This window comes from Alistipes sp. An66, assembly GCF_002161445.1.
Classification (GTDB): Bacteria; Bacteroidota; Bacteroidia; order Bacteroidales; family Rikenellaceae; genus Alistipes; species Alistipes cottocaccae.
This window is the reverse complement of record NZ_NFHT01000006.1, coordinates 117,192-139,726: the sequence shown is the minus strand read 5'-3', so window position 1 is coordinate 139,726 and position 22,535 is coordinate 117,192. Positions and strand designations below refer to the sequence as shown.

At 57.7% G+C, this 22,535-nt stretch carries 22 protein-coding genes and 2 tRNA genes; 17 read left to right on the top strand and 7 right to left on the bottom strand.

Going from position 1 to position 22,535, the window contains the following annotated elements; translation table 11 throughout:
* Positions 1 to 113 precede the first annotated feature (113 nt).
* Positions 114 to 890 (bottom strand): nitrilase-related carbon-nitrogen hydrolase, encoded by a 777-nt coding sequence (locus B5G16_RS06205; RefSeq protein ID WP_087262291.1) that lies wholly within the window; start codon positions 888 to 890, stop codon positions 114 to 116.
* 150 nt (positions 891 to 1,040) lie between these two features.
* On the opposite strand from B5G16_RS06205, the gene B5G16_RS06200 reads away from it, so the two are divergent.
* The 5 genes from B5G16_RS06200 (at position 1,041) to B5G16_RS06180 (ending at position 4,365) form a co-directional block, all read left to right on the top strand.
* Entirely contained in the window at positions 1,041 to 1,877 is an 837-nt protein-coding gene (locus B5G16_RS06200) for a CvfB family protein (RefSeq protein WP_087262289.1), read from the top strand.
* Positions 1,878 to 1,891: 14 nt separating this feature from the next.
* On the top strand, positions 1,892 to 2,656 hold the full coding sequence (locus tag B5G16_RS06195; RefSeq protein ID WP_087262287.1) for a class I SAM-dependent methyltransferase: 765 nt from the start codon (positions 1,892 to 1,894) through the stop codon (positions 2,654 to 2,656).
* A 244-nt stretch (positions 2,657 to 2,900) separates the two neighbouring features.
* Positions 2,901 to 3,122 carry a DUF2795 domain-containing protein gene (locus B5G16_RS06190; protein ID WP_009597992.1) on the top strand — a complete coding sequence of 74 codons (222 nt, stop codon included), beginning with the start codon at positions 2,901 to 2,903 and terminating at the stop codon, positions 3,120 to 3,122.
* A gap of 160 nt (positions 3,123 to 3,282) precedes the next feature.
* Positions 3,283 to 3,753 carry an RNA polymerase sigma factor gene (locus B5G16_RS06185; RefSeq protein ID WP_087262351.1) on the top strand — a complete coding sequence of 157 codons (471 nt, stop codon included), beginning with the start codon at positions 3,283 to 3,285 and terminating at the stop codon, positions 3,751 to 3,753.
* A gap of 12 nt (positions 3,754 to 3,765) precedes the next feature.
* The gene (locus B5G16_RS06180) at positions 3,766 to 4,365 is read left to right on the top strand and encodes a hypothetical protein (RefSeq protein WP_087262285.1); all 600 of its coding nucleotides are present in this window, start codon (positions 3,766 to 3,768) and stop codon (positions 4,363 to 4,365) included.
* A gap of 157 nt (positions 4,366 to 4,522) precedes the next feature.
* Here the strand turns inward: B5G16_RS06180 and B5G16_RS06175 are convergent.
* The 4 genes from B5G16_RS06175 to B5G16_RS06160 all read right to left on the bottom strand — a co-directional run bounded on the left by B5G16_RS06175 (position 4,523) and on the right by B5G16_RS06160 (position 7,223).
* Positions 4,523 to 4,599 (bottom strand) — tRNA-Asp (locus tag B5G16_RS06175).
* 286 nt (positions 4,600 to 4,885) lie between these two features.
* The gene (locus tag B5G16_RS06170) at positions 4,886 to 5,437 is read right to left on the bottom strand and encodes a cob(I)yrinic acid a,c-diamide adenosyltransferase (protein WP_087262283.1); all 552 of its coding nucleotides are present in this window, start codon (positions 5,435 to 5,437) and stop codon (positions 4,886 to 4,888) included.
* A complete protein-coding gene (locus B5G16_RS06165; RefSeq protein ID WP_087262281.1) occupies positions 5,434 to 5,946 on the bottom strand; it encodes a hypothetical protein in 513 nt (170 codons plus the stop codon). The genes B5G16_RS06170 and B5G16_RS06165 overlap by 4 nt, the downstream gene beginning before the upstream one ends.
* The gene (locus B5G16_RS06160; protein ID WP_087262279.1) at positions 5,943 to 7,223 is read right to left on the bottom strand and encodes an NAD(P)/FAD-dependent oxidoreductase; all 1,281 of its coding nucleotides are present in this window, start codon (positions 7,221 to 7,223) and stop codon (positions 5,943 to 5,945) included. The genes B5G16_RS06165 and B5G16_RS06160 overlap by 4 nt, the downstream gene beginning before the upstream one ends.
* 89 nt (positions 7,224 to 7,312) lie before the next feature.
* Here B5G16_RS06160 and B5G16_RS06155 point away from each other — a divergent pair, with 89 nt between their 5' ends.
* The 6 genes from B5G16_RS06155 (at position 7,313) to B5G16_RS06130 (ending at position 10,298) form a co-directional block, all read left to right on the top strand.
* On the top strand, positions 7,313 to 8,248 hold the full coding sequence (locus B5G16_RS06155) for a transcription antitermination protein NusB (protein ID WP_087262277.1): 936 nt from the start codon (positions 7,313 to 7,315) through the stop codon (positions 8,246 to 8,248).
* 15 nt (positions 8,249 to 8,263) lie between these two features.
* Positions 8,264 to 8,701 (top strand): DUF1573 domain-containing protein, encoded by a 438-nt coding sequence (locus B5G16_RS06150; RefSeq protein ID WP_087262275.1) that lies wholly within the window; start codon positions 8,264 to 8,266, stop codon positions 8,699 to 8,701.
* A gap of 89 nt (positions 8,702 to 8,790) precedes the next feature.
* Positions 8,791 to 9,111, top strand: a complete 321-nt coding sequence (gene yajC / locus B5G16_RS06145) for a preprotein translocase subunit YajC (protein ID WP_204228038.1) — start codon at positions 8,791 to 8,793, stop codon at positions 9,109 to 9,111.
* A gap of 323 nt (positions 9,112 to 9,434) precedes the next feature.
* A complete protein-coding gene (locus tag B5G16_RS06140) occupies positions 9,435 to 9,683 on the top strand; it encodes a TIGR03905 family TSCPD domain-containing protein (RefSeq protein WP_087262273.1) in 249 nt (82 codons plus the stop codon).
* Between the two features lie 130 nt (positions 9,684 to 9,813).
* The gene (locus tag B5G16_RS06135) at positions 9,814 to 10,089 is read left to right on the top strand and encodes a GlsB/YeaQ/YmgE family stress response membrane protein (RefSeq protein ID WP_087262271.1); all 276 of its coding nucleotides are present in this window, start codon (positions 9,814 to 9,816) and stop codon (positions 10,087 to 10,089) included.
* Positions 10,086 to 10,298, top strand: coding sequence for a hypothetical protein (locus B5G16_RS06130; RefSeq protein WP_087262269.1), 213 nt, complete (start codon positions 10,086 to 10,088; stop codon positions 10,296 to 10,298). The genes B5G16_RS06135 and B5G16_RS06130 overlap by 4 nt, the downstream gene beginning before the upstream one ends.
* A gap of 86 nt (positions 10,299 to 10,384) precedes the next feature.
* Here B5G16_RS06130 and B5G16_RS06125 read toward each other — a convergent pair.
* Positions 10,385 to 10,455: transfer RNA gene (locus B5G16_RS06125), tRNA-Gln, on the bottom strand.
* A 117-nt stretch (positions 10,456 to 10,572) separates the two neighbouring features.
* Positions 10,573 to 10,947 (bottom strand): thioesterase family protein, encoded by a 375-nt coding sequence (locus tag B5G16_RS06120; RefSeq protein WP_087262267.1) that lies wholly within the window; start codon positions 10,945 to 10,947, stop codon positions 10,573 to 10,575.
* Between the two features lie 244 nt (positions 10,948 to 11,191).
* Between B5G16_RS06120 and B5G16_RS06115 the strand changes: the two genes are divergently transcribed.
* The 6 genes from B5G16_RS06115 to B5G16_RS06085 all read left to right on the top strand — a co-directional run bounded on the left by B5G16_RS06115 (position 11,192) and on the right by B5G16_RS06085 (position 22,535).
* Positions 11,192 to 11,773, top strand: coding sequence for a DUF4294 domain-containing protein (locus tag B5G16_RS06115; RefSeq protein ID WP_300257738.1), 582 nt, complete (start codon positions 11,192 to 11,194; stop codon positions 11,771 to 11,773).
* Between the two features lie 672 nt (positions 11,774 to 12,445).
* On the top strand, positions 12,446 to 15,397 hold the full coding sequence (locus tag B5G16_RS06105) for a SusC/RagA family TonB-linked outer membrane protein (RefSeq protein ID WP_087262263.1): 2,952 nt from the start codon (positions 12,446 to 12,448) through the stop codon (positions 15,395 to 15,397).
* A gap of 17 nt (positions 15,398 to 15,414) precedes the next feature.
* Positions 15,415 to 16,929, top strand: coding sequence for a RagB/SusD family nutrient uptake outer membrane protein (locus B5G16_RS06100; protein ID WP_087262260.1), 1,515 nt, complete (start codon positions 15,415 to 15,417; stop codon positions 16,927 to 16,929).
* A 33-nt stretch (positions 16,930 to 16,962) separates the two neighbouring features.
* Positions 16,963 to 17,952 (top strand): DUF4984 domain-containing protein, encoded by a 990-nt coding sequence (locus tag B5G16_RS06095; RefSeq protein ID WP_087262259.1) that lies wholly within the window; start codon positions 16,963 to 16,965, stop codon positions 17,950 to 17,952.
* A gap of 61 nt (positions 17,953 to 18,013) precedes the next feature.
* On the top strand, positions 18,014 to 19,684 hold the full coding sequence (locus tag B5G16_RS06090; RefSeq protein WP_143260841.1) for a hypothetical protein: 1,671 nt from the start codon (positions 18,014 to 18,016) through the stop codon (positions 19,682 to 19,684).
* A 94-nt stretch (positions 19,685 to 19,778) separates the two neighbouring features.
* Positions 19,779 to 22,535, top strand: a complete 2,757-nt coding sequence (locus B5G16_RS06085; RefSeq protein WP_087262255.1) for a DUF4458 domain-containing protein — start codon at positions 19,779 to 19,781, stop codon at positions 22,533 to 22,535.

The following is a 22,535-nucleotide window of genomic DNA, read 5'->3' as shown; positions in this document are numbered from 1 at the left end:
TCCCGGAATTCATGCTTGCGTCTCGTCCGAAACCGGTCCGGACGAGGTAAAACGGCACCGTCGCCCCGCTTCGGAGCGGCGGATCGTGCAAAGATACGATATTTTCCGCGATTTTATTGCGTCAGCGTGAAGTCGTCCGCATCGAGCGCCGTCGGGAAGCGCTCCCGGAAGGCGCTCTGCTCCTCCGCCAGGAAACGCGCCGTGCGGCACGCCGCACCCTGCGGCGGAGCCTCGGCGCGGAGGCGGCCGAAGCAGTCGATGATCGCCGAACTCCCGGCATAGCGCCCCGCGGCATCCGCGCCCGCAAAGTTCACACCCACGACCCACGCCTGATTTTCCAACGCTCGCGCACGCAGCAGCGTCCGCCACACGTCGCACCGCGACTCGGGCCACGCCGCACTGCACAGGATCACGTCGTAATCCCCCCGGCAACGGCTCCAAACCGGAAAACGCAGATCGTAGCAGACCAGCAGCAGAAACCGGATTCCCCGGAATTCGACCACCTCACGGCGGTTGCCGGGCCGGAACGAATCCGTCTCACCGCCCGGGCGGAACAGGTGACGCTTGTCGTACCACGAAATTTCTCCCGATGGACGGACAAAGAGCATCCGGTTGCGGAAACCGCCCCCGTCGGCTACCGCAACGCTCCCCGCAACGGCTTTCCGGCTACGGACCGCCCATTCGCGCATGGAGGCAACGACCGCTCCGTCCATCGGCTGCGCCACCGCCGCAGCATCGGTCCGGAAACCCGTGGCAAACATCTCCGGAAGGACAACAAGGTCTCCGGGGGCTTGCAGAACCCGCTCCCCTACCGCCGAAAGCCGGGACGAAACGGGCTTCGAGGCATCCAGTTGCAGAAAACTCAATTCAAGACCGGTTCGGAAATCCATCCTGTTCGTCGTTTTTCATGTCTCCGGAACACCAGCTCCCGGATGCCGTAAAGATACGATTTTCCCCGCAAAACGGCAACCCCCGGCCCCGGAATTGGAAAACCCGCGAAAAAAACGTACTTTTGCACCGGATCAATCGCATCACCGAACATGCTCAAAGCCGGACGCACCGAAACCCTGACCGTAAGCCGAATCTCCGAATACGGAATCTACCTCGCCGATGAGGAGCAGTACGAAGTCCTGCTGCCCAACCGTTACACCTCGCTGACCGACAAGGTCGGCGACAAAAAGAAGGTCTTCATCTACCACGACTCCGAAGACCGGCTCGTCGCTACCACCGAAACACCCCTGCTGCGTGTCGGTGAGGTCGGATTCCTGCGCGTCGTCGACAAAACCCCGCACGGCGCATTCCTCGACTGGGGACTCCACGGAAAGGACCTCTTCCTCCCGAACCGGAACCAGCAGGGTGGCGTACTCGTCGGGCACGAGTATCTCGTCTGTCTCTACGAAGACGACATCACCGGACGATGCGTGGCAACCGAAAAACTCAAAGCTTTCGTCAACAACGAACTCATCAGGGTCAAACCCCGCGAACAGGTCTCGATCCTCGTCGCTTCGGAAAGCCCGATCGGATTCCGAGTCGTCGTCAACAACCGCCACTGGGGCATGATCTACCGCAACCAGATCTTTCAGCCCGTCGCCGTCGGAGACCGCCTGACCGCATACGTCGCCCGCATCACCGACGACAACCGAATCGACATCAGTCTCCAACAGTCCGGACTCGCACAGGTCCGCGATTCGGCCGAAACCCTCCTGCGCATGCTGCGCGAAAACGGCGGGGTCCTCCCCCTGAACGACGACAGCGACCCCGAAGTCATCCGGCAAAGCACCCGCATGAGCAAGAAAGTCTTCAAACGCTCGCTCGGCATGCTGCTCAAACGCGGCACGGTCGAGGTCCTCGACGACGGTATCCGTCTGAAAAAATAAAACCGCAAGCGACCATGCCGAAAATCAATACCGCGGAGCGCGTCTCCCGCGAAGTCTCCGACAACTTCGTCTTCCAGCGCTCGCTGCTCGCCTATCACGCCGCCGCAGAACGCATCGCAGGCGACGTGCTCGAAATCGGAACCGGGGCCGGGTACGGCATCGAGGTCGTGGCGCCCAACGCCCGGCGGTTCGTCACCATCGACAAGCACTGCCCCGCTCCCGAACTGCTCGCCCGTCCCGACGTCGAGTTCCGGCAGGCCGTCGTCCCGCCCCTCGGATTCCCCGACGAAACGTTCGACTGCGTGATCTCGTTCCAGGTCATCGAGCACATCCGCAACGACCGGCTGTTCGTCCGCGAAATCCACCGCGTACTGCGCCCCGGAGGCCGCTTCATCGTCACGACGCCCAATGCCCCGATGTCGCTCACGCGGAATCCCTGGCACGTGCGCGAATACACCGCCGACGAACTCCGCGAACTCCTCGACTCCGTATTCCCGCAGGTCGAAGCACTCGGAGTCTTCGGAAACGAGCGCGTCGCAGCCTATTACGAGAAAAACCGACGCGGCGTGGAGCGCATCACGCGATTCGACCCTCTCGACCTTCAACACCGGCTCCCCCGCTGGATGTTGCAGATCCCCTACGACCTGCTCAACCGCCTCAACAGGCGGCGGCTCCTCCATGAAAACAACGATCTGACAACCTCGATCCGCATGGACGACTACCGCATAGGTCCCGTCGCCGAGGGATGTTACGACCTCTTCTTCATCGCTACGAAATAACGGTATCCGAGGGCGGAACGAACGTCCGACAGCCGGTTTCCGCGACGGAAAAATCGGGCGGAAGCTGTCGGAAGAGTTCGGGTTTCGAACAATTTCTGTTCGTTTTCCCGCCACGAATTCAAGAAACTGCAATTTTTATTTGTTTTTCTCGTTTTTTTTATACTTTTGCAAATCGGTCATAAGGGCCGCAAGCCCTGTTGGACGACCAAACTGCTGATTGTCAAAAACTTAAAATTTTATAACTATGTATTGGACGCTGGAACTGGCCTCGAAGCTCGAAGATGCACCCTGGCCCGCAACGAAAGACGAGTTGATCGACTATGCGGTTCGTTCGGGAGCTCCGCTCGAAGTGCTCGAAAACTTGCAGGAGATCGAAGACGAAGGCGAAATATACGAATCCATCGAGGATATTTGGCCCGACTACCCCTCCAAAGACGACTTCTTCTTCAACGAGGAAGAATATTAGTGCGGTTTTAAGCACGGAAACGATTATTAAATCCCTGTCAATCAATGAGATTGACAGGGATTTAATTTATACAGTATTTGACCGCCTCAATGCGAACAGACAGATAATTTATAGTTTTTCGGAGACTCTGTTGTCTAATAGGATAAAAATCTGAAACATGATGGAACAGAAGGAACAGGAATTCACCCGATTGGCAGAAATGCACAAGACCCTTGTCTATACCGTCTGCTATATGTTTTCCGGAAGCAGAGAGGAGGCGGAAGACCTTTTTCAGGATGTGCTGGTCAGGCTCTGGAAAGGATATGACTCTTTCCGCGGAGAGTCGGATGTCAGAACCTGGATCTACCGCGTCAGTCTCAACACCTGCATAAACGCACAGAAAAAAAAGAAAAGAAAAACTACACATATCCCGTTAAACATCGATGTCGATTTCTTTGGAGAAATTAGCGACAGGACATTGCAGGTCAGACGCCTCTATGACAGGATAAACCGCCTCGGACTTGTCGACCGCGCACTGATTCTCTTGTGGCTCGAAGGGTTGTCTTATGAAGAAATCGGAGCTGTCATAGGCATTTCCGTAAAAAATGTCTCCTTCCAGCTTTACAGAATCAAAGAGGAACTGAAAAAATGAACATCTAAATCAATGGCTATGCAGAATGACAATTTATCCATGCAGGATGAACTCCGGCAGATGATGTCGGATTACGCGTATCTCAAAGCAGATATGGACAAGCAGGTGATAATCAACAGCCAACTTATGGAAATGGTTTTCCGGAGCAAGGTCAGGGTGCTGGATGCAAACAGAAGAACAACCCTGTACAGTGCAAGCGCAGCGATTCTCATCACATTGGCGGCTTCCTATCTCCGGGGACTTGACATGTGCCTCGCCGGTATGATTGCAGCATTCTATGTACTCATGCTGATCGGCTATGTACTCATATACCACAAACTCGGGAAAATAGAATACGGCACAGACAACGTCCTCGCGACGGTAACCAGATTAAGGAATTTCAAACGGAACTACATGATCGTCAATACGGTCTCATGGATTTTGGCGGTAGGCCTCATGTGCTTCTTATTTCCTGAAATCCACAACTCATTCCGCATCCCGGAGCGAGGCGTCGCTGCCATAACCTTTATGTGCGTTGCTCTCCTTGCAGGTATCTGTATCCAGTATTTTATCGACAAGAAAGTTCTCAACACCTGCAATGACATAATTAACCGTCTGAAAGACAGGACATGACCGACTATTCGTATCGAACCGGCTTGAAAAAAGGTTGCTTTTGCTTTCCCGTGCAGACAATCCAAAAACAAAAAGCCTCGTAAACTCATCGTTTACAAGGCTTTTGCTTCATTCGGACCTTCTCTTCCGGTTTTGCCCGGCTTCTCTTATCGGTCCCTGGCGGTGCGTAGGGGACTCGAACCCCTGACCCCGTGCGTGACAGGCACGTATTCTAACCAGCTGAACTAACGCACCGTTTTTCGTATTGCGAGTGCAAAGATAAGGCTATTTTTCAAATTAGCAACTTTTTTTCCGCACTTTTTTGCAATTCTCCCTTTTTCCTACCCCCCCCCGGTTCCAAAACTTCGGAGATCCGGATCCCAGCCGGATCCGGCCGTAAGCCGCCGGGACATCGAAAAAACGGATACATGCCGGAAATATCAAAATCCACCGCCGGAACCGCCCTGACGACTCCGAACGCCAATCCGCCGCCAGAACCGCCAGAACCGCCAGAACCGCCAGAACCGCCACGGCCCGCCGATCAGGGAATCCACAACGTCTCCTCAACCCCGAAATGAAGCGTCAGGTATCGGCCCAGCACGTAGAAGTAATCCGAAAGGCGGTTCAGCCACATCAGAACCGCACCATCCGTCCCGTACGCCGCATCCGCACGCAGCGCAGCACGCTCCGCACGCCGGCAGACCGTCCGGCAGACATGGCTCAACGACACCGCCGGGTGTCCCCCCGGAATCGTGAACTTGTCGATCGCCGGAAGCGTCGCCTGCATCGCGTCGATCCGCCCCTCCAACCAGGCAACCGAATCCTCCGGAAGCGGCGGCAGCTTCCCGCGGCCCTGTTCGTCGGCCGCCAGCAAAGCCTCGACCGTCATCATCCGCGAAAGGATCCGGTGCAGGTCGTCTACCGTCCCCGCAAGCCGTGCATCATCCCGCAGGTGGTCCGTCAGCAATGCCGTGAAGGCACTCAACTCGTCCACCGTACCGTAGGCTTCGACCCGTTCGTCCGTCTTCGGGACCCGCGTCCCCCCGATCAGGGAGGTTTGGCCCCGATCGCCCGTCTTCGTGTAAACCTTCATATCCGGAAATGTTGTTTCGGCAAGTGATTGTTGAATATCAGCAGGTAGGCCCGGTTGTCCACCGTCGTCGAACGGTGCCCCGCAACGATCTGCGCGCACAGCGCCTGACGATCCCGACCCTCATAGGGCGACAGCACGGCAACCGTATGACGCCCCTCGGACGCCGCTCGGACCAGCGCCAGCGTCTCCGCACGCGGAAGGTCGCGCGTGGCGATGCACAGATCCGCATCCGCACGATTCATGCCGAAGGTCGCATAGCCGCAATGGATCATCAGATTCTGCAACTGGACCGCCCGACGACGCGAAAGCCCCGTGCCGAGCAACGCTTCATACAGCGACCGGTCGCCCGGAAGCAGCTCCCGGCGCATGAAGACCTCCCGCACGATGGCGTAGACAAACGGCGAGTGGACGCCGTGTCCCCGGAAATAGCGCGCCCGCGAAAGGCGGTTGCGAAGTTCCGAAACCCGTCGCGGAAGATGCAGGGTCAGGCGATGGCCGGCCAGTTTCATCCCTTTTGTTTTTTCAGTTGGCCCGCCAGACGACCCGTCGAAAAGGCGATTTGGAGGTTATAGCCGCCCGTATTGGCGTCCAGGTCCAGCACCTCGCCCGCAAAGTAGAGGCCCGGGACCTTCAACGACTCCATCGTCGCGGGATTCACCTCCTCGCAGCGCACCCCGCCGGCCGTAGTCACGGCGTATTCGAACGGTGCATAGTCCGTAATGGGGAAGGTCAGCCCTTTGAGCGTCCGGATCAGACGCGCAACCCGCTCGTCGGTGAGCTTGCCCACGTACTCCTCCGCAGGGATGTCCAGCTCCCGCGCCAGCGGACGGACCAGCGGCTGCGGAACCAGTTTGCGGAGCAGCTCGCCGAAAAACTCCGTCGGAGCCAACTCGGCACGCTCCCGCGCAATGCGTTCGCGCAGGATCTCTTCGCTCAATGCCGGTTTCAGGTCCACGACCAGTTTCACGCGGCGCTCGTCGATCAGCGCATCCACCGCATCGCGGCTCATGCGCAGCGCAACGGCACCCTCGATCCCCCGATCCGAAAAGCCCAGTTCGCCGAACTCCTCGCGCGCCGGAACATTGTCAATATAAAGTGTCGCGCGGATGTTCCGCAGCAGCAGCTTGTGCAGGCTGCGCACCATCGGGTGCGACGTCACGAGCGGCGTCAGCGACGGCCGCAGCGGCTCGATCGTGTGGCCCAGGTCCGCGGCAAACGCATACCCGTCGCCCGTCGAACCCGTCGCCGGGTAGGAGACCCCGCCTGTGGCAAGGATCACAGCCGGGCACTCCTCCTTGCGTTCGAAGCCCCGTTTATTAAGGTATTTCACGCCGAAAACCCGGCCCCCGAGGGTCAGGATGCCCGTAACCCGCGTATCGTAGCGGATCTCAACGCCGTTGTCGACGCAGTAGTCCAGCAGCGCATTGGCGATGTCCCACGCCTTGCCGCTCTTCGGGAAGACCCGGTCGCCGCGCTCCACCTCCAGCTTCACGCCCTGTCGCTCGAAAAAGCGGATCGTCGCCCGGTTGTCGAAGCCCGCAAACGCCGACGCAAAAAACGCCCCGTTCGTGCGGACCTGCGAGGCGAACTCCTCCGCCGGACGCGCATTCGTCACGTTACAGCGGCCCTTGCCCGTGATGCGCACCTTGCGCCCCGACTTCTCCATCTTTTCCAGCAGCAGGACCCGCTTCCCGTTCCGTGCCGCCGTGCCCGCGGCCATCAGGCCCGCAGCCCCGGCTCCCACGACGATCACGTCGTATCCCTGTTTTTCCGTCTGTTCTTCCATACGGCTGCAAAATTAGGAATTTAATGCGAAATTTTTCATTTTTAAATCCCTTTTCACTACCTTTGCGCCCGAAAAAAATCGTTCTATCTATGTTGAGCAGAAGATTACTCCGCATCAAGGTCATCAAGGCTCTCTTCGCACACATCAAGTCCGGAGCCGACAACATGATGGCGTCGGAAAAAAACCTCATGGCCTCCGTCGACAAGGCCTACGATCTCTATTTCCAGATCCTTGTCCTCCCCGTCGAAATCGCCCGTTACGCCGAACAGCGGCAGGAAATCGCAAAACAAAAGAAACTGCCCACATTCGAAGACCTCAACCCAAACACCAAATTCGTCGACAACGCCGTCATCCGGACCATCGCAAACTCCGACGCCGTAAACGACCGAATCGCAGCCCGGAAACTCGGTTGGACCAAATACCCCGAAATCATCCGCACACTCTATACCCAACTCACCGAAAGCGAGTACTACAAGGAGTACATGCTCCGCGAGGAACGATCCTTCGACGACGACAAACGCCTGCTCGAAGAATTCTTCAAGGAACTCCAAAACTCCGAAAGCCTCGACGACGTCCTCGAGGAGATCTCCATGCTCTGGACCGACGACCTCCCCTACATCGTCGTCATGATCCTCCGCACCCTCTCCGGACTCCGGGCCTCCCACACCGAAATCCGCGTCCCCGCGAAGTTCAAGAGCGAGGAGGATCCCGAATTCGTCAAGACGCTCTTCGAAAAGGCCCTCATCAACTACAACTCCTATCAGGACTACATCGAGAAATTCACCGCTAACTGGGATGTCGAGCGCATCGTCTTCATGGACAACCTCATCATCGGAACCGCCATGGCCGAGCTCACCTCCTTCCCCTCGATCCCCGTCAAGGTGACCCTCGACGAGTGGATCGAAATCTCGAAGTACTACTCCACGCCCGGAAGCAGCACCTTCATCAACGGAGTCCTCGACAAGATCGTCGCCTCCCTTACCGAAGAGGGACGCATCAAAAAGGCCGGGCGGGGACTTATCTGATTCCTGACAGGCTCTATGTTCCCCTCCCGATACCTCCTCCGCGGAATGCTCCTCACGGCCGTCGTCGCGGGACTCGCCGCCTGCAAGCCCCGGACCGCAGCCCGACAGCTGCCCCCGGCGGGCCGCATCATCGCACTCACGGACTCCGTTCTTCGGAACGGAGGGTCGGATACCATCCGCTTCGGGCATCTCGGATCCGGCGAAATCGCCCTGTCCCGACTCCGCATCGAGAACCGGACCGAAAAGCCCGTCGTCGTCACCTCCTACCGGACCAGCTGCGGATGCACGTCGCTCGAATTTGACAAACAGCCCGTTCCGCCCGGCGGAACCCTCCCCGTAGAGATCACGTTCGACTCCCGCGGCGAGCACGGATGGCAACTCAAAAGCGTCGAACTCCTCATCGCCGGGGCGCCCAGGACATTCCGCCTGCTCGTCGAAGCCGATATTGACTGATCTCTTGTTTTTTCGACAATATTTTCTATCTTTGTCGCGTTAACTTTTCCAAACACCCGGAATTTTCACTTAAAAACAGAACAAACATTATGATTCAATTCCTCGAAACCGTTCCCATGAAACCGCAGCCGGGATTCATGGAGCAGTACAGTTTCATCATTATGATCGCGCTGATGGTGCTGGTGCTCTGGCTCTTCATGTGGCGTCCCGAAGCCAAGCGCCGCAAGCAGATGCAGGCTTTCCGCGACGGACTCAAAAAGGGTGACAAGATCATCACCGCCGGCGGAATCTACGGCACCGTCAAGGAGATCAAGGAGAACACCCTGCTCATCGAGGTCGACAGCAACGTCACGCTGCGCATCGACAAGAACATGGTCGTGGCCGACAACTCCAACGCACAGCGTCAGTAAGAGACCGAGGGAGGGGCCGAAACAGCCGTCCCGGAATCGGAGAACCGGCGGGGCCGAAGGAAGGGGCCGAAACAGCCGTCCCGGAATCGGAGAACCGGCGGGCCGAAGGGAGGGGCCGAAACAGCCGTCAGGCCGAAAAGGCCGCAGTTCCGCTGGGCGTAAAGTCGCCCCCCCGAAGCCGAAATACCGCTTACCATCGACCGGAAAAAGAGCCGCATCCACGCGCTGGATGCGGCTCTTTTCCCTCCCCGACCCCGGCTCCGTTTGGCGGAAACGATCCGCTTTCGTATATTTGCCACCCGCAACGAAAATCCGAACACACCATGATCCAGAAAATCACGCACACCTGTCAGGGAACCTGCTCCCGACAGATTGATATTGAGATCGAGGACGGTATCGTCCGCCGGGTCTCCTTCACCGGCGGCTGTCACGGAAATACCCGGGGAGTAGCCGCCCTCGTCTGCGGCATGGAGGTCGGCGAGGTCATCCGTCGACTCGAAGGAATCGACTGCAACCACAAGGGAACATCCTGTCCCGACCAGCTCGCCCGGGCCCTCAAATCCGCCCTGTAACGCAGCGGAATGCGCCCCTGAATAACCCGCACCCCCCCCTGCCGCGCAACAGAAAATGGATCTGTAAGACCGAAAAGCCGGTTCGGAACGGATTTTGCACCTCCGCTTCCCGAATCAAACTTACAGAAAAATGTACTTTATCTGGTATCTGCTTATCGGACTGGCTGCCGGGTGGCTCGCCAATCTGATCGTCAAGGGCTCCGGCTCCGGACTCATCGTAAACCTCATCGTCGGATTGATCGGCGGAATCCTCGGCGGATGGATCTTCTCCCTGATCGGCTGGATCCCCGTCGGAACCCTCGGAAGTCTCGCCACGGCCGTAATCGGCGCCATCCTCCTGCTCTGGATCGCCGCATGGATCTCCCGCCGCAAAACACATGCGGCGAAAAAACAGAACAGCCGATGAGTGCCCCGAAGCACGATCCCGATGCCGAAGACCTGGATGCCATCACGCTCCTGAACGGCAGAATCGACCGATCGACCCGCTGCTCCGACCTCCCGGATCCGAAGAACCCCGAATCCCCGGACCGAAGACAATCGGCACAGAAAACACCGGCAAAGGAGATGCCCCGGGACAAGGCCGGAAAACAGGAAATACCCCGGCCCCGGAGCTGAAACCCGCCAGAAACCGCTCCGCCCATACCGGACCGGCATCTCTCGATAAAACAGAAAAAGGTGGTCTTGCGACCACCTTTTTCAGGTTGAGCTGCCGGGACTCGAACCCAGAACGACAGAACCAAAATCTGCTGTGTTACCATTACACCACAGCTCAAACTCGCGCTCGAAAGCGGGACAAAGATAACGAAAAATTTACAATTCCAAATCCCGGCATCAAAAAATCCGCATATTCGCCCCGAACCAACGACGAGTCTCCCGTATGCCGGGACCGTCAACCGAGTTTCGACATGAACTTCTCCCGGTCGACGATATAACGCACGTGCGTCCCCTCGCCGATCATGCCCTGCGCGTCGCGCGCCCCGACGTTGAAGGTCAGTTTGCGGCCCTCGACCGCCGTCAGAACCGCCGTCGCCGAGATCTCCGCCCCCAGTCCCGACGGTTTCAGGTGCGTGGCGTTCATCTCCGAACCCACCGTCGTCGAACCCGCAGGCAGCGAACCCGCAACCGCATCCATCGCCGCGTGTTCCATCAGTGCAATCATCGCCGGCGTCGCAAACACCGGAAGGTCGCCCGAGCCCATCGCGGCCGCCGTATTCTCCGCCGTCACCGTCGTGACGCTGCGGGCTGAAAGTCCTGTTTCAAGCATCTTCTTTTCGTTTTTTTACTGTTCGTGATCCGTTCATTCGCAACCCCGTCGGTCTGCATCGCCCCGCCCGCCGGATCCGCTGACCCGACGCGGAGATTTGCTCCTCCACGGAACTTTTCCTATCTTTGCACAGACCCGGAGCCCGTGCAAAGATACGCAAAGTCGTGCGCCGGGCCAAATGAAAACGTCATTTTCGGATTCGGATGTCCCGGGGATGGACCCCGTGAATAGAGAGATAAGATCGATGGCCGTGAAAAAGTGGATCCTGCTCCTCCTCGCCCTGGGGGCCGCACTCTCCGGAGTGCAGGCACAGGGGGGCCGCGGGTTCTGGCATCAGGAGTGGGAGGTCGAGAACGGGGATTCGATCCCGATGGTACACATCCTCCCCGTCTATGTGTTCAGCCGCCCGGTCGACCTGCGCAGATACAGAAGGCTGGTCGAGGCCGTCAAGAAGGTATACCCCATCGCCAAGATCGCCCGCGCGAAAATGGCAGACATGGAGGAGGAACTCTGCCGGCTCCCGACCAAAAAGGCACAGAAAGAGTACATCCGGAAAATATACCACGAAATCAAGGAGGAGTACACCCCCGTAGCAAAACGCATGACCCGCACCGAAGGACGCGTCCTGCTCAAACTCATCGACCGCGAAACCGAATATACCGCCTATGAGGTCCTCAAGGAGTTCCGCGGAGGATTCGTCGCCGGATTCTGGCAGGGAATCTCCAAAATATTCGGGCAGGACCTCAAATCCCACTACGACAAGGAGGGTGAAGACCGGATGATCGAGCAGATCATCATCTACTACGAAGCCGGACTGATCCGCTGATCCCCGTTCCGCCGCAAACACCCGACCGACGGCCCGGAAAAGTGTCGGCACACCCCCTTGCGGATGCCGGAACCGCACCCGCGGAGACCCGGTTGAACAGATCCGAAGCCCCGGGCAGAAACGGACGAAAAAGTTTCCAGGACAGGGTGCGCTTTGAAGAGCCCTTTCAAATCGACAAAAATTCCGGTTCGTCAGCGTTTTTCCCGAATTTGATTACAAATCGTAACTTTTCATATCCCCTATAAACGCGATCGATATGCCGCTCCTTTTTTTCGGTCGCAACAGCACCTGTTTTCCGGCTCCCAAAATGGAGAACCAATTCACAAAACCCTCTAAAATACGCACATAAAGCCATTTTTGGTAGATTCAGGGGCTCAAAGAAAAGAAAACAACGCACCCTCCGGGACCCTCGTTTCTCCAACCGCTTTTCCGCAAAAACAGGCCGTTTCCCCCCTTTTTTCAAATTTTGAAAATTTTTTTTATCTATTTTTTCACCTTTTCGGTTACAAATCGTAACATCAAAACAAACAACTGTCAATCAATATATTAAATTATTTGAGAAATGCAGCTGAAAACACGATTCAGCCCACCGCACTTACATTCCAGCCTCACATACGACTTGTTTTAATCATTTATAATCCCTTCTTTTGCACCGACAGAAAGAATTTCACCATGCAAAAAACAAAATCTTTACTCCTGAAATTCGCTTTCCTGTTGTGTGCATTTCCCGCCTTAGCCCAAGGGGGGGGGAAATCCATCACGGTTAGCGGTCTCGTCACGTCGGCCGAGGACAAAAGCCCTCTGATCGGCGTACACGTGATTTCCGGAAACGCAAGCGGCGTCAGTACGCTCGCCGACGGCTCCTACTCCATCGCCGTCGCGCCCGGAACCATCCTTTCTTACCACTACATCGGTTACAAGGTCGTCGAATTCACCGTCCCCGACGGGAATGCCCGGATCACACACAACGTCGAACTCCAGCCCGAAGCACAGGCCCTCGACGATGTCGTCGTAATCGCATACGGCGTCCGCAAAAAGGGAACCATCGCCGGATCCGTATCCACCGTCAAGGCCGAAAAGGTCGAGTCGACACCCACCGCGGCTTTCGACCAGGCCCTCCAGGGACAGGTCCCCGGCCTGACCGTCCTCTCCAGTTCCGGTGAACCCAGCGTCGCCGCAACCATGAATATCCGCGGTACGAACTCCATCAACTCCGGGACGGCTCCCCTCTACATCCTCGACGGTATCGCCATCTCAAGCGGTGACTTCAACGCCATCAACCCCGCCGACATCGAGTCGATTTCCGTGCTGAAGGACGCCTCGTCGACCTCGATCTACGGCGCCCGGGCCGCAAACGGCGTGATCGTGATCACCACCAAGCGCGGACGAATGGCCGAAAAACCCAACATCACATACCGCATGCAGCTCGGATTCTCCCAGCTCGCAAAGGGAAACTGGGACCTGATGAACACCGCCGAGCGAATCCAGTATGAAAAGGAGATCGGACTCTCCTCCGGAAAGGACTACGACCTGTTGGGCAAAACCGACATCTGCTGGCTCGACGAAGTATACAACAGCGCCGCCATGCTCCAAAACTACGAGCTCTCCGTATCGGGCGCCAACGAAAAGACCAATTACTTCGTTTCCGGCGGCTACTACAGCCAGGAGGGTATCGCCCTCGGATCGAACTTCGACCGCTACTCGCTCCGCGCAAACATCGAACAGAGAGCCGCCAAGTGGCTCAAAATCGGGACCAACACCATGCTCAACTACCAGAACATCGAGCAGGCCGACGACGGCGAATACAGGCTCGTCACCCCGATCTCCGCGGCCCGCTTCATGCTCCCCTACTGGAACCCGTACCGTCCCGACGGATCGCTCGCTTCGGTAAATGACGGCTCCTGGCTCGGAGACGGGCAGAACCCCCTCGAATGGCTCGAAAACAACCGCCGCGAATACAAGAAATACAAACTCGTGTCGAGCCTCTTCGCCGAAGCGACCATCATCGACGGCCTGACCTTCAAGTCGCAGTTCAACGTCGACTACACCCACATGACCGGGTTCGGCTCCTCCACCCCGAGCTATGCCCCCAACCTCGGCGAAGGAAGCGCCCAGCGCATGTCCACCGACGGCCTCACGCTCTCGGTCACCAATACCCTGAACTACCAGTTCCGCGTAAACGGCAAGCACGCCTTCAACTTCCTCCTCGGCCAGGAGGGCCTCGACTACCACTACGAGGACTTCTCGATCCTCACCGAAGGCCAGAACAACGACAAACTCGTCAATATCTCCTCCGGTACCCGCACCTCGTCGTGGCTCGACACCACCGACAACGACTATGCCTACCTCTCGTTCTTCGGGCGTGGCGAGTACAACTACGACGACCGCTACTATGCCGACTTCTCGATCCGTGCCGACGCCTCGTCGCGCTTCGGCGCCAACCGCCGCTGGGCCGGATTCTGGTCCCTGGGCTTCATGTGGAACCTCCGCAACGAAGGTTTCATGGAGGGGGCACGGCGCTGGCTCACCAACGCCCAGATCGCCGTCAGCACCGGTACCTCGGGCAACTCCTCCGTACCGAACAACTACGTGCACCTGGCCCTCGTGAGCGGAGGCCTCGACTACTACGGCAATGCCGGTATGGCCCCCAGCCAGCCCGCCAGCGAGGACCTCGGGTGGGAGAAGCTCTGGACCACGAACCTCGCCTTCCACCTCGGATTCTGGAACCGGCTCAACGTCGACCTCGAACTCTACAACAAACGCACCACCGACATGCTCATGCAGGTGCCCCAGTCCTACGCCTACAAGGGTTACGGATACTATTGGGACAACATCGGCGTGATGGTCAACCGCGGCGCCGAAATCAACCTCTCCGGTACGGTCGTCGCCGCGAAGGACTTCATCTGGACCCTCAACGCGAACGTCTCCTACAACAAAAACAAGATCGTCGAGCTCTACAACGGCGTACAGGAGTATGAAATGGCCGCCACGTCGATGAAACTCGTCGTCGGACACGACTCCGGAGAGTTCTACGTCAACCGCTTCGCCGGCGTGAACCCCGCCAACGGCGACGCCCTCTGGTACACCAAGGACGGCGAAATAACCACCGAAATGCGCGACGAAGACAAGGTCCTCGTCGGGAAAAGCATGTACGCCCCCTGGGCCGGAGGCTTCGGGACGACCCTCGCCTGGAAGGGAATCTCCCTCTCGGCGCAGTTCTCCTGGGTCGCCGACCGCTGGATGATGAACAACGACCGCTACTTCGACGAATCGAACGGCCGGTTCAGCACCTACAATCAGTCGCGCAGACTGCTCGACCGCTGGAAACAGCCCGGTGACAACACCGACATCCCCCGCCACGGCGTCTATACCGAATTCGACGACCGCCTGCTCGAAGATGCCTCCTTCCTGCGTCTGAAGAACCTCATGATCAGCTACACATTCCCCGAGGAACTGATCCGCAAGACCCGGTTCATCAGCGGCCTGAAAATCTATGCCCAGGCGCAGAACCTGCTGACGTTCACCAAGTTCTCGGGTCTCGACCCCGAAGGCGTGGGCAACATGTACCAGGCCCAGTACCCCATGTCGCGGCAATTCACCTTCGGCCTCGACCTCATGTTCTAAAACGATTGACGACAACCATGTTACGAAATATAAAAACCCTTATCGCCGCAATGCTGCTGGTAGGCGCGACCTCGTCGTGTCTCGACAAACTGCCCGAATCGGCCATCCCCGAAGGCGAGGCCATGCAGACCTTCGAAGACGCGGAACAGATCCTGACCGGAATCTATGCCGGACTGAAAAGCAGCTCGCTCTTCAGCGGGACCCTCACCGTCATGCCCGACATCCAGGCCGACCTGGCCTATGCCGTCGAGGACTTCTCGAATACATACGGACCCGCCTGGCTCTGGAACATCCTCTCCACCGACAGCGACGTCGAATCCGTCTATGCCGGGCTCTACGCCATCATCAGCCGCTGTAACTTCTTCCTGGAGCGCATCGGCCAGGTCAAGCAGCAGGAGACCGATGTCGACAACCTCACCTATCTGGATTTCTACACCGGTGAGGTGTACACCATCCGGGCCCTCTGCTACTCGAAACTCATCGAGTGCTTCTGCAAGGCCTACGATCCCGATACGGCCGAGAACGAACTCGGTGTCGTGCTGCGCTCGAAGTACTCCGAGCCCGAGCCCATGAAGCGCGCCTCGCTCAAGGCCTCCTACGAGTTCGTACTGGAGGACCTCCGCCACGCCGAGGAGCTGCTCGACAACGACTACGACCAGTACAACTCCATCTACGCCACCGCCGCCGCCGCACAGGCTCTCCATGCCCGCGTGGCCCTCTACATGCAGGACTTCCAGACGGCAATCGACTACGCCTCGAAGGTCATCGACAACAAGGCCGGAATCAAACTCACCGACGTCTCGGTCATCTCCGGCTCGACGACCTACCTCGCCTACATGTGGGCATACGACTGGGGTACCGAGATCATCTGGCAGATCGGATACACATCCACCTCCTATGGCGGAGCCCTCGGACAGGTGTTCCTCAACATCAACCGCGACTACCAGCACTACTATCCCGACTACGTCCCCGCACAGTGGGTGCTCGACGCCTACGCCACAGGCTACGACCTGCGGTACAGCACCTACTTCCAGGAGGTAACGACGGGATATGCCAACGGCCTGACATGGCCCGTACTGGTCAAGTATTTCGGTAACCAGGAGCTCATCGCTGCCGACAAACTCTACATGTACTGCATGCCCAAGCTCTTCCGCCTGTCGGAGCAGTATCTGATCCGGGCCGAGGCCTACTGCCGCCTCGATACCCCCAACTTCGCCGCTGCCGGAAAGGACCTCTCCGACCTGCGCCAGAAACGATACAGCGGAGGGGCCGGCGCCATCACCGTCAGCGCCGACAACTGGCTCGAAACCATCTCCGAGGAGCGCGTGCGCGAGCTCTACATGGAGGGATTCCGCCTCAACGACCTCAAACGCTGGCACATGGGATTCGAGCGCACGCCCCAGTCGTGCTCGCTCGCCGAAGGCAGCTCGCTCAAGATCGAAGCCGATGACCCCCGGTTCGTATGGCCCATCCCGCGCCACGAACTCGAAGCTCCCGGTTCAGAAATCGAGCCCAACGAGAGCAACAACTAACGCATTCAACGATTTCAAAGACCTATACCCAATATGAGACGAATTACCGCAATACTGTGTGCGACCGCCCTGGCCGGCCTCTTCGCTGCAGGATGTAACTCGGATAAAAAAACCTACTCCGATGCCGAATACATCATGTTCGCCGACACCCTGTCGACCAACATGGTATTCCCGGACGGGGCCTATTTCTCGATTCCGGTTGCATCGACCGTCGCCTGCGACTACGACCGCACCTTCGCCGTCGAGGTCATCGACCAGGGCAGCAACGCCATCGAAGGCTACCACTACCGTCTGAAATCCAACACGATCACCATCCCCGCCGGAGAACGTACCGCCAATGTCGAGGTCGCAGGTATCTATGACCATATTCAGGATACCGACTCCCTGGGATTCAAGCTCCACCTGCTGGTCCCCGACCAGGTACACTGGACCGGGCTCTATGCCGGCAGCGACTACACGAAAGTCGTCTTCTACAAGGGTTGCGACTACGATCTGGACGCCTTCGACGGCTGGTGCGTGGTCACGTCGCTGCTGCTCTACGACTACCCCAGCGCGCTGGATCAGAACTACCAGCGGTTGATCCTCACCGAGAAGCACCCCACGGAGCCCAATACGATCATCCTTCACGACTTCCTCTACGACGGCTATGACGTCACCATGCGGCTGACGAACGACGACCCCATGGAACCCGTCATCGAAATGGACGAGGATCAGGTCCTCAGCGATGAACAGACCGTCTTCGGGCAGATCAATGCCGACAACAAGATCCTGGGTACCGTGAGCCCCTATTACGACTCTTACTACAATACGTGCCAAAAATACGCATCCATCTGGCTGTACGTCTATCTGAAAGACCTCGGAACGATGGTGGGAACGGTCGGACATTACTACAATGTCCTGGAATGGGTATCGCTCGAAGAGGCCGTGCGGCTGAAAATCGAAAACAACATGTCGGGGGCTCGGGACCCCAGAGACGATCCGGATTATCCCCGCAACAATCAGGGCAACGCGGATCGGGAATAACATGCGAACGATTCAAAAATCCCATTCTCTTTAATTATAGTACAACTAAACGCAATGTCTTATGAAAACCAAGATTTTACACTGGACATCGGTTCTGTTGGCAAGTTCGGCCCTGCTGCTCTCCGCCTGCTCGGAGGACAACGGCAAAGACACGAGTGATCCTACCCCCGTATTCCCGGATATGGCCACACTGAACATCCCGGCGGGTGAGACCTCCTGCAACGTCTCATTCACTCCCAATATGGACTGGACCGTGAGCATCCCGACCGATGCCGAAACCTCGAAGTGGTTCAGCCTGAGCGACGGCGTCGTAGAGACCTCCTCGATCTCGGGCAAGGCCAGCACCGAACCCGTCACCATCCAGGTAATCACGACCGACCAGGATGTCTATGACGAGACCCCCTCGTGCGAAGTGTCGCTCACCATGGGCGGACAGACCCAGGTCATCGCCAAGGTTACCCGTCAGACCGCCGCACGCGAATTCGACATCTATCTGTCGGGATTCCTCACGGACGAGGGTACGCAGGAGGCGTATGACTTCTCCTACGAATACAGCGAAACCCCGGTTGCCAAATACACGGAGAGCAGCGTGCCCGAAGTGGCCCCCGAGGGAGCACCGGAGTTGATCTGGTTCACCGGAAAGACCGGATACATGCAGGTATTCAAGGCGGAGAGCAACTTCGAGTGGCTCGCCTCGACCCCCGACTGGCTCACCTTTACGGCACGTCCCATGGAGGGCGAGTACTTCGTCACGGCCGACTTCGCACAGATCACCGAACAGGAGATCAACGGTGCCATCGGCATGATCGACTTCTATGACAGCAACATCGACCCCGCTACGGATCCGGGCAACAACGCCCACAACCGCTACTGCTTCGTCCTGCCCGATTTGACCAAGGTAGTCCGCAACGGCTCGGGCGCAGCAACCGCCGCCTTCTCGTTCAATGCCGAAGGGTATGCCGTCGATTCCAACGGTACGGTCAGCGAAGAAAAGTCGAGCACTGGAAGTCTGTACAGCGCCAAAGACGTGGTATTCTATATCGGCGAAAAGAAAGGCGAGTGGTATTATGGCTACGAGGCATCCCAACACGATTGGGTGACAATCGCGGATTCGTGGGATGAGAAGGGCAGTGCCTTCCAGCTGCACGACTATACCGTCAGCGTCAAGGCCAACGAGGGTGAAACCCGCGAAGTGCTCGTAATTGCCCTGCCGAAGGTCCTCGCCGAGAAGATCACCGATCCCAACTTTGACCTTTTCAACACCGAAAGTACCGACGTCAAGGAGGAGTACAAACAGTATGTCTGCGCCACCATTGAACAAGCGGGTGAAGGCGGAAGCGAAGGCGGATTCTCCATCTCGGAGAGTGAAAGCAACCAGATGTATCAACAACTGGGTTACTATACGTTTGAGGATCTGACCAACGGAGATCCCGATGCCGATGAGGACATCGCCAACAACTGGGATGTTATCGAAGCCGGAGGCAAACTGTACCGATTGACCTATAAATCTTTCGACCTGATGGGAAGCATCTCTTTCCTGTTGAACGGAGAATACGCCAACATCACAGCCTCATCGGCGGGGAATTGGCTGGGTACCGAATCCTATGACAACGAAATCTATGTCACCATGGATGCTCCAGGCAATACGTACACCGGCGGTCAGGGATTCATCCGCATTTACGACTCGAACAACAGCCAGCTGGCCTGCATCATCTGCATCCGAGAATTCTGACACCGACAGAAAGCAAAACAGGGCCCCGTTGAATGGGGCGGGGCCCCTGTTTTCAAAAACTATAATTAAAGAGTTTACAAGACATTAGTTTTCCATGAAACTTTTCAATTTCAAAACCATATTCGCCTTCGCCGCAGGTTGTGCCGCACTCTGCTCCGCAGCCTGTTCCGACGACGACGGTATCGACAACCGCGAAAGGGACTACGGATACATCCAGTTCAAAATCTACAAGGAGGCCTCCTATCCCGGAGCTCCCGCCTCGCAGTCCCGGGCCGTTGTCGATGAACTCGATTACCTGCATGCCGCCCGGAAACTGAGCGTCGAGCTCCGCTCCGGAAATACATCCATCGTGCAGACCATGGTCCTCAGCGCCGCCGACAACCAAAGCGCCGAATTCGGCCTGCGCAGCGACAAGCTCCAGCTCCTGGCCGGAGAGTACCAGATCGTATCCTTCAGCCTCTACGACGTGGACGATGAGGAGATTTACCGCGGTACGCCCGACCACTCCAATAACAACAATATCGTAAATATCGTCGCAGGCGGCCTGACCGTCCACGACCTCACGGCCAATGTCGCCCCCCGCGGCAAGGTCCGCTTCAACCTGATCAAGGACATTTCACAGCTCACCGGCGAGTGGAAATCCCGCGCCTCCTCGCGAACCCGGGAGTATACCTTCGACGAAATCGCCTATTTCGACGTCACCGTCCACAAGGTGAACTCCGACGAACAGGAGATCACCTTCACCTACCTGGAGTCCACCTTCTCGATCCACTTCGACGAGGAGGACCGCGAAAGCGACGACTTCGGGTATCAGACCTCGTCGATCACCTGCGACTCGCTCCTCTCGCTCCCCGCCGCAACCTACGAAATCACCGGGTTCGTCACCTACGACTCCAACAAACTCGTGCTCGAATCCCACACCGGAGAGGAGTTCCCCGACAGCAACTTCACCGTTGCGGACAACGAGACCGTCGATGCCGAAGTCCCCGTAACCCTCTACGAGGCCGACGAGTACATTCAGGACGGATACGCCCTGAAGGCCATCTGGGAGGCCCTCGACGGCGAAAACTGGTACTACGGAGGTCAGACCTACGCCAAGGGCTGCAACTGGGACTTCAACAAGTCCCCCGACCTCTGGACCACCCAGCCCGGTGTCGAGGTGCACTCCAACGGCCGCGTGGCCAAACTCGTGCTGAGCGAGTTCGGGATCAGCGGCGACATGCCCGCAGCCCTGGGCCAGCTCACCGAGCTCGTCGAGCTCTATCTCGGTACGCACAACGACATGAACACCGGAACCTACGACCCGATGCTCGACCAGTCGAAGTCGCTCGAAGAGCGGAACCGGAACCGGATGGAGTACAACCGCCAATATCTGGCCGCTACGCACATCCAGCCCCAGATGTCCTACCCCTGCGCCCTGGCCCTCAAGGAGCACAGCCTCACAAGCCCGGCCATGTACCTCTACGAACAGGGGTATACCGAAGACCAGATCTTCGACCGGAAAACCGGAAAACAACTCGAAATCCAGCCCAAGGATGTCATCGCCGGACGGTTCTGCAACAACCTCACGGGCCTGCCCGACGAAATCGGCAACCTGACCAAGCTCGAATACCTCTACATCGCCAACAGCCCCATCGCGGAACTCCCTTCGACGATCGGGAAACTGGAGTCCTGCACCCTGTTCGAAGTCTACAACTGCCCCAACCTCCACGGCCTGCCCGATGAGGTCAAAGAGATGCCCGCCCTGATCCAGGTCAACCTCTCCTGCAACAAGGGCACCGCCGAAAACCCCGGCTGGAGCAACGAGGAGATGTTGCAGACCATCCACAATCTGGCTGAAGGCAGCTCGCAGGGCGTCATTCAGATGCTCTACGCCCGCGACAACCTCCTCGAAGAGTTCCCCTCCGCAGACCTCGCCAAAATGGGACGTCTCGGACTGCTCGACTTGGCCAACAACAAGATCGGATCGACCGGCGACGGCTATATCGACGCCCCGGGCAACAACTTCAGACCCGTGGATTTATACCTCGACAACAACCTGATCAAGGGCTTCAGGACCGTCGACCACAACAGCCGCAGGATCTTCTGCAATACCGATGACCTGGATACCTTCTCGGCGTCGTACAATCAGCTCACGAAGGTCCCCGACATCTTCTCAAGCACCAGCGCGTATTTCCTCTCAAGCGCCAACTTCGCATACAACCAGATCGACGGCTTCGAAAACGCCGACGACGGAACCTATCAGGGTATCAACGTCACGACCTTCACCCTCTCGGGCAACCGGATCGAGAAGTACCCCGCCTGCCTGGCCAAGAGCAACTCGCAGATCAGCTACATCCTGCTGGCCGGTAACGGCATGACGGGATTCGAGGAGGAGTGCTTCACCAGCCCCAAGCCCACCCACATGGCCAACCTCATCTCGATCGACCTGACATACAACAGTCTGACGAAATTCCCCAAGGATTTCCATGCCGGATCGCTGCCCTATCTCTACGGAGTCGACGTCTCCTACAACAGCTTCTCGTCATTCCCCTGGGAGGCGACCGATGCCCTGACCCTGACGGTCTACGCCGTCCGCGGCCAGCGCGATGCAAACGGTAACCGCTGCCTGAAGGAGTGGCCTACGGGAATCTACAAGCACACCGGACTGAGAGGGCTCTTCGTCGGCTCGAACGACCTGCGGAAAATCGACGACACGATCTCCTACCTGATCTACAACCTCGACATCAGCGACAACCCCAACATCACGTTCGATGCCTCGGATATTTGCTACTACTGGCAGGCCGGCGCCTACAACCTGATCTACGACAAAACGCAGAATATCATCAACTGTCCCGAAATGCTCGAATAA

What these genes read in the sequence shown, in the direction of transcription:
- B5G16_RS06120 (WP_087262267.1), bottom strand. Translation starts at nt 10,947, where the DNA reads ATGCTTGAAACAGGACTTTCAGCCCGCAGCGTCACGACGGTGACGGCG.
- B5G16_RS06140 (WP_087262273.1), top strand. Translation starts at nt 9,435, where the DNA reads ATGATCCAGAAAATCACGCACACCTGTCAGGGAACCTGCTCCCGACAG.
- B5G16_RS06160 (WP_087262279.1), bottom strand. Translation starts at nt 7,223, where the DNA reads ATGGAAGAACAGACGGAAAAACAGGGATACGACGTGATCGTCGTGGGA.
- B5G16_RS06180 (WP_087262285.1), top strand. Translation starts at nt 3,766, where the DNA reads ATGGCTATGCAGAATGACAATTTATCCATGCAGGATGAACTCCGGCAG.
- B5G16_RS06085 (WP_087262255.1), top strand. Translation starts at nt 19,779, where the DNA reads ATGAAACTTTTCAATTTCAAAACCATATTCGCCTTCGCCGCAGGTTGT.
- B5G16_RS06135 (WP_087262271.1), top strand. Translation starts at nt 9,814, where the DNA reads ATGTACTTTATCTGGTATCTGCTTATCGGACTGGCTGCCGGGTGGCTC.
- B5G16_RS06205 (WP_087262291.1), bottom strand. Translation starts at nt 890, where the DNA reads ATGGATTTCCGAACCGGTCTTGAATTGAGTTTTCTGCAACTGGATGCC.
- B5G16_RS06090 (WP_143260841.1), top strand. Translation starts at nt 18,014, where the DNA reads ATGAAAACCAAGATTTTACACTGGACATCGGTTCTGTTGGCAAGTTCG.
- B5G16_RS06155 (WP_087262277.1), top strand. Translation starts at nt 7,313, where the DNA reads ATGTTGAGCAGAAGATTACTCCGCATCAAGGTCATCAAGGCTCTCTTC.
- B5G16_RS06190 (WP_009597992.1), top strand. Translation starts at nt 2,901, where the DNA reads ATGTATTGGACGCTGGAACTGGCCTCGAAGCTCGAAGATGCACCCTGG.
- B5G16_RS06150 (WP_087262275.1), top strand. Translation starts at nt 8,264, where the DNA reads ATGTTCCCCTCCCGATACCTCCTCCGCGGAATGCTCCTCACGGCCGTC.
- B5G16_RS06105 (WP_087262263.1), top strand. Translation starts at nt 12,446, where the DNA reads ATGCAAAAAACAAAATCTTTACTCCTGAAATTCGCTTTCCTGTTGTGT.
- B5G16_RS06185 (WP_087262351.1), top strand. Translation starts at nt 3,283, where the DNA reads ATGGAACAGAAGGAACAGGAATTCACCCGATTGGCAGAAATGCACAAG.
- B5G16_RS06100 (WP_087262260.1), top strand. Translation starts at nt 15,415, where the DNA reads ATGTTACGAAATATAAAAACCCTTATCGCCGCAATGCTGCTGGTAGGC.
- B5G16_RS06165 (WP_087262281.1), bottom strand. Translation starts at nt 5,946, where the DNA reads ATGAAACTGGCCGGCCATCGCCTGACCCTGCATCTTCCGCGACGGGTT.
- yajC (WP_204228038.1), top strand. Translation starts at nt 8,791, where the DNA reads ATGATTCAATTCCTCGAAACCGTTCCCATGAAACCGCAGCCGGGATTC.
- B5G16_RS06115 (WP_300257738.1), top strand. Translation starts at nt 11,192, where the DNA reads ATGGCCGTGAAAAAGTGGATCCTGCTCCTCCTCGCCCTGGGGGCCGCA.
- B5G16_RS06170 (WP_087262283.1), bottom strand. Translation starts at nt 5,437, where the DNA reads ATGAAGGTTTACACGAAGACGGGCGATCGGGGCCAAACCTCCCTGATC.
- B5G16_RS06130 (WP_087262269.1), top strand. Translation starts at nt 10,086, where the DNA reads ATGAGTGCCCCGAAGCACGATCCCGATGCCGAAGACCTGGATGCCATC.
- B5G16_RS06195 (WP_087262287.1), top strand. Translation starts at nt 1,892, where the DNA reads ATGCCGAAAATCAATACCGCGGAGCGCGTCTCCCGCGAAGTCTCCGAC.
- B5G16_RS06095 (WP_087262259.1), top strand. Translation starts at nt 16,963, where the DNA reads ATGAGACGAATTACCGCAATACTGTGTGCGACCGCCCTGGCCGGCCTC.
- B5G16_RS06200 (WP_087262289.1), top strand. Translation starts at nt 1,041, where the DNA reads ATGCTCAAAGCCGGACGCACCGAAACCCTGACCGTAAGCCGAATCTCC.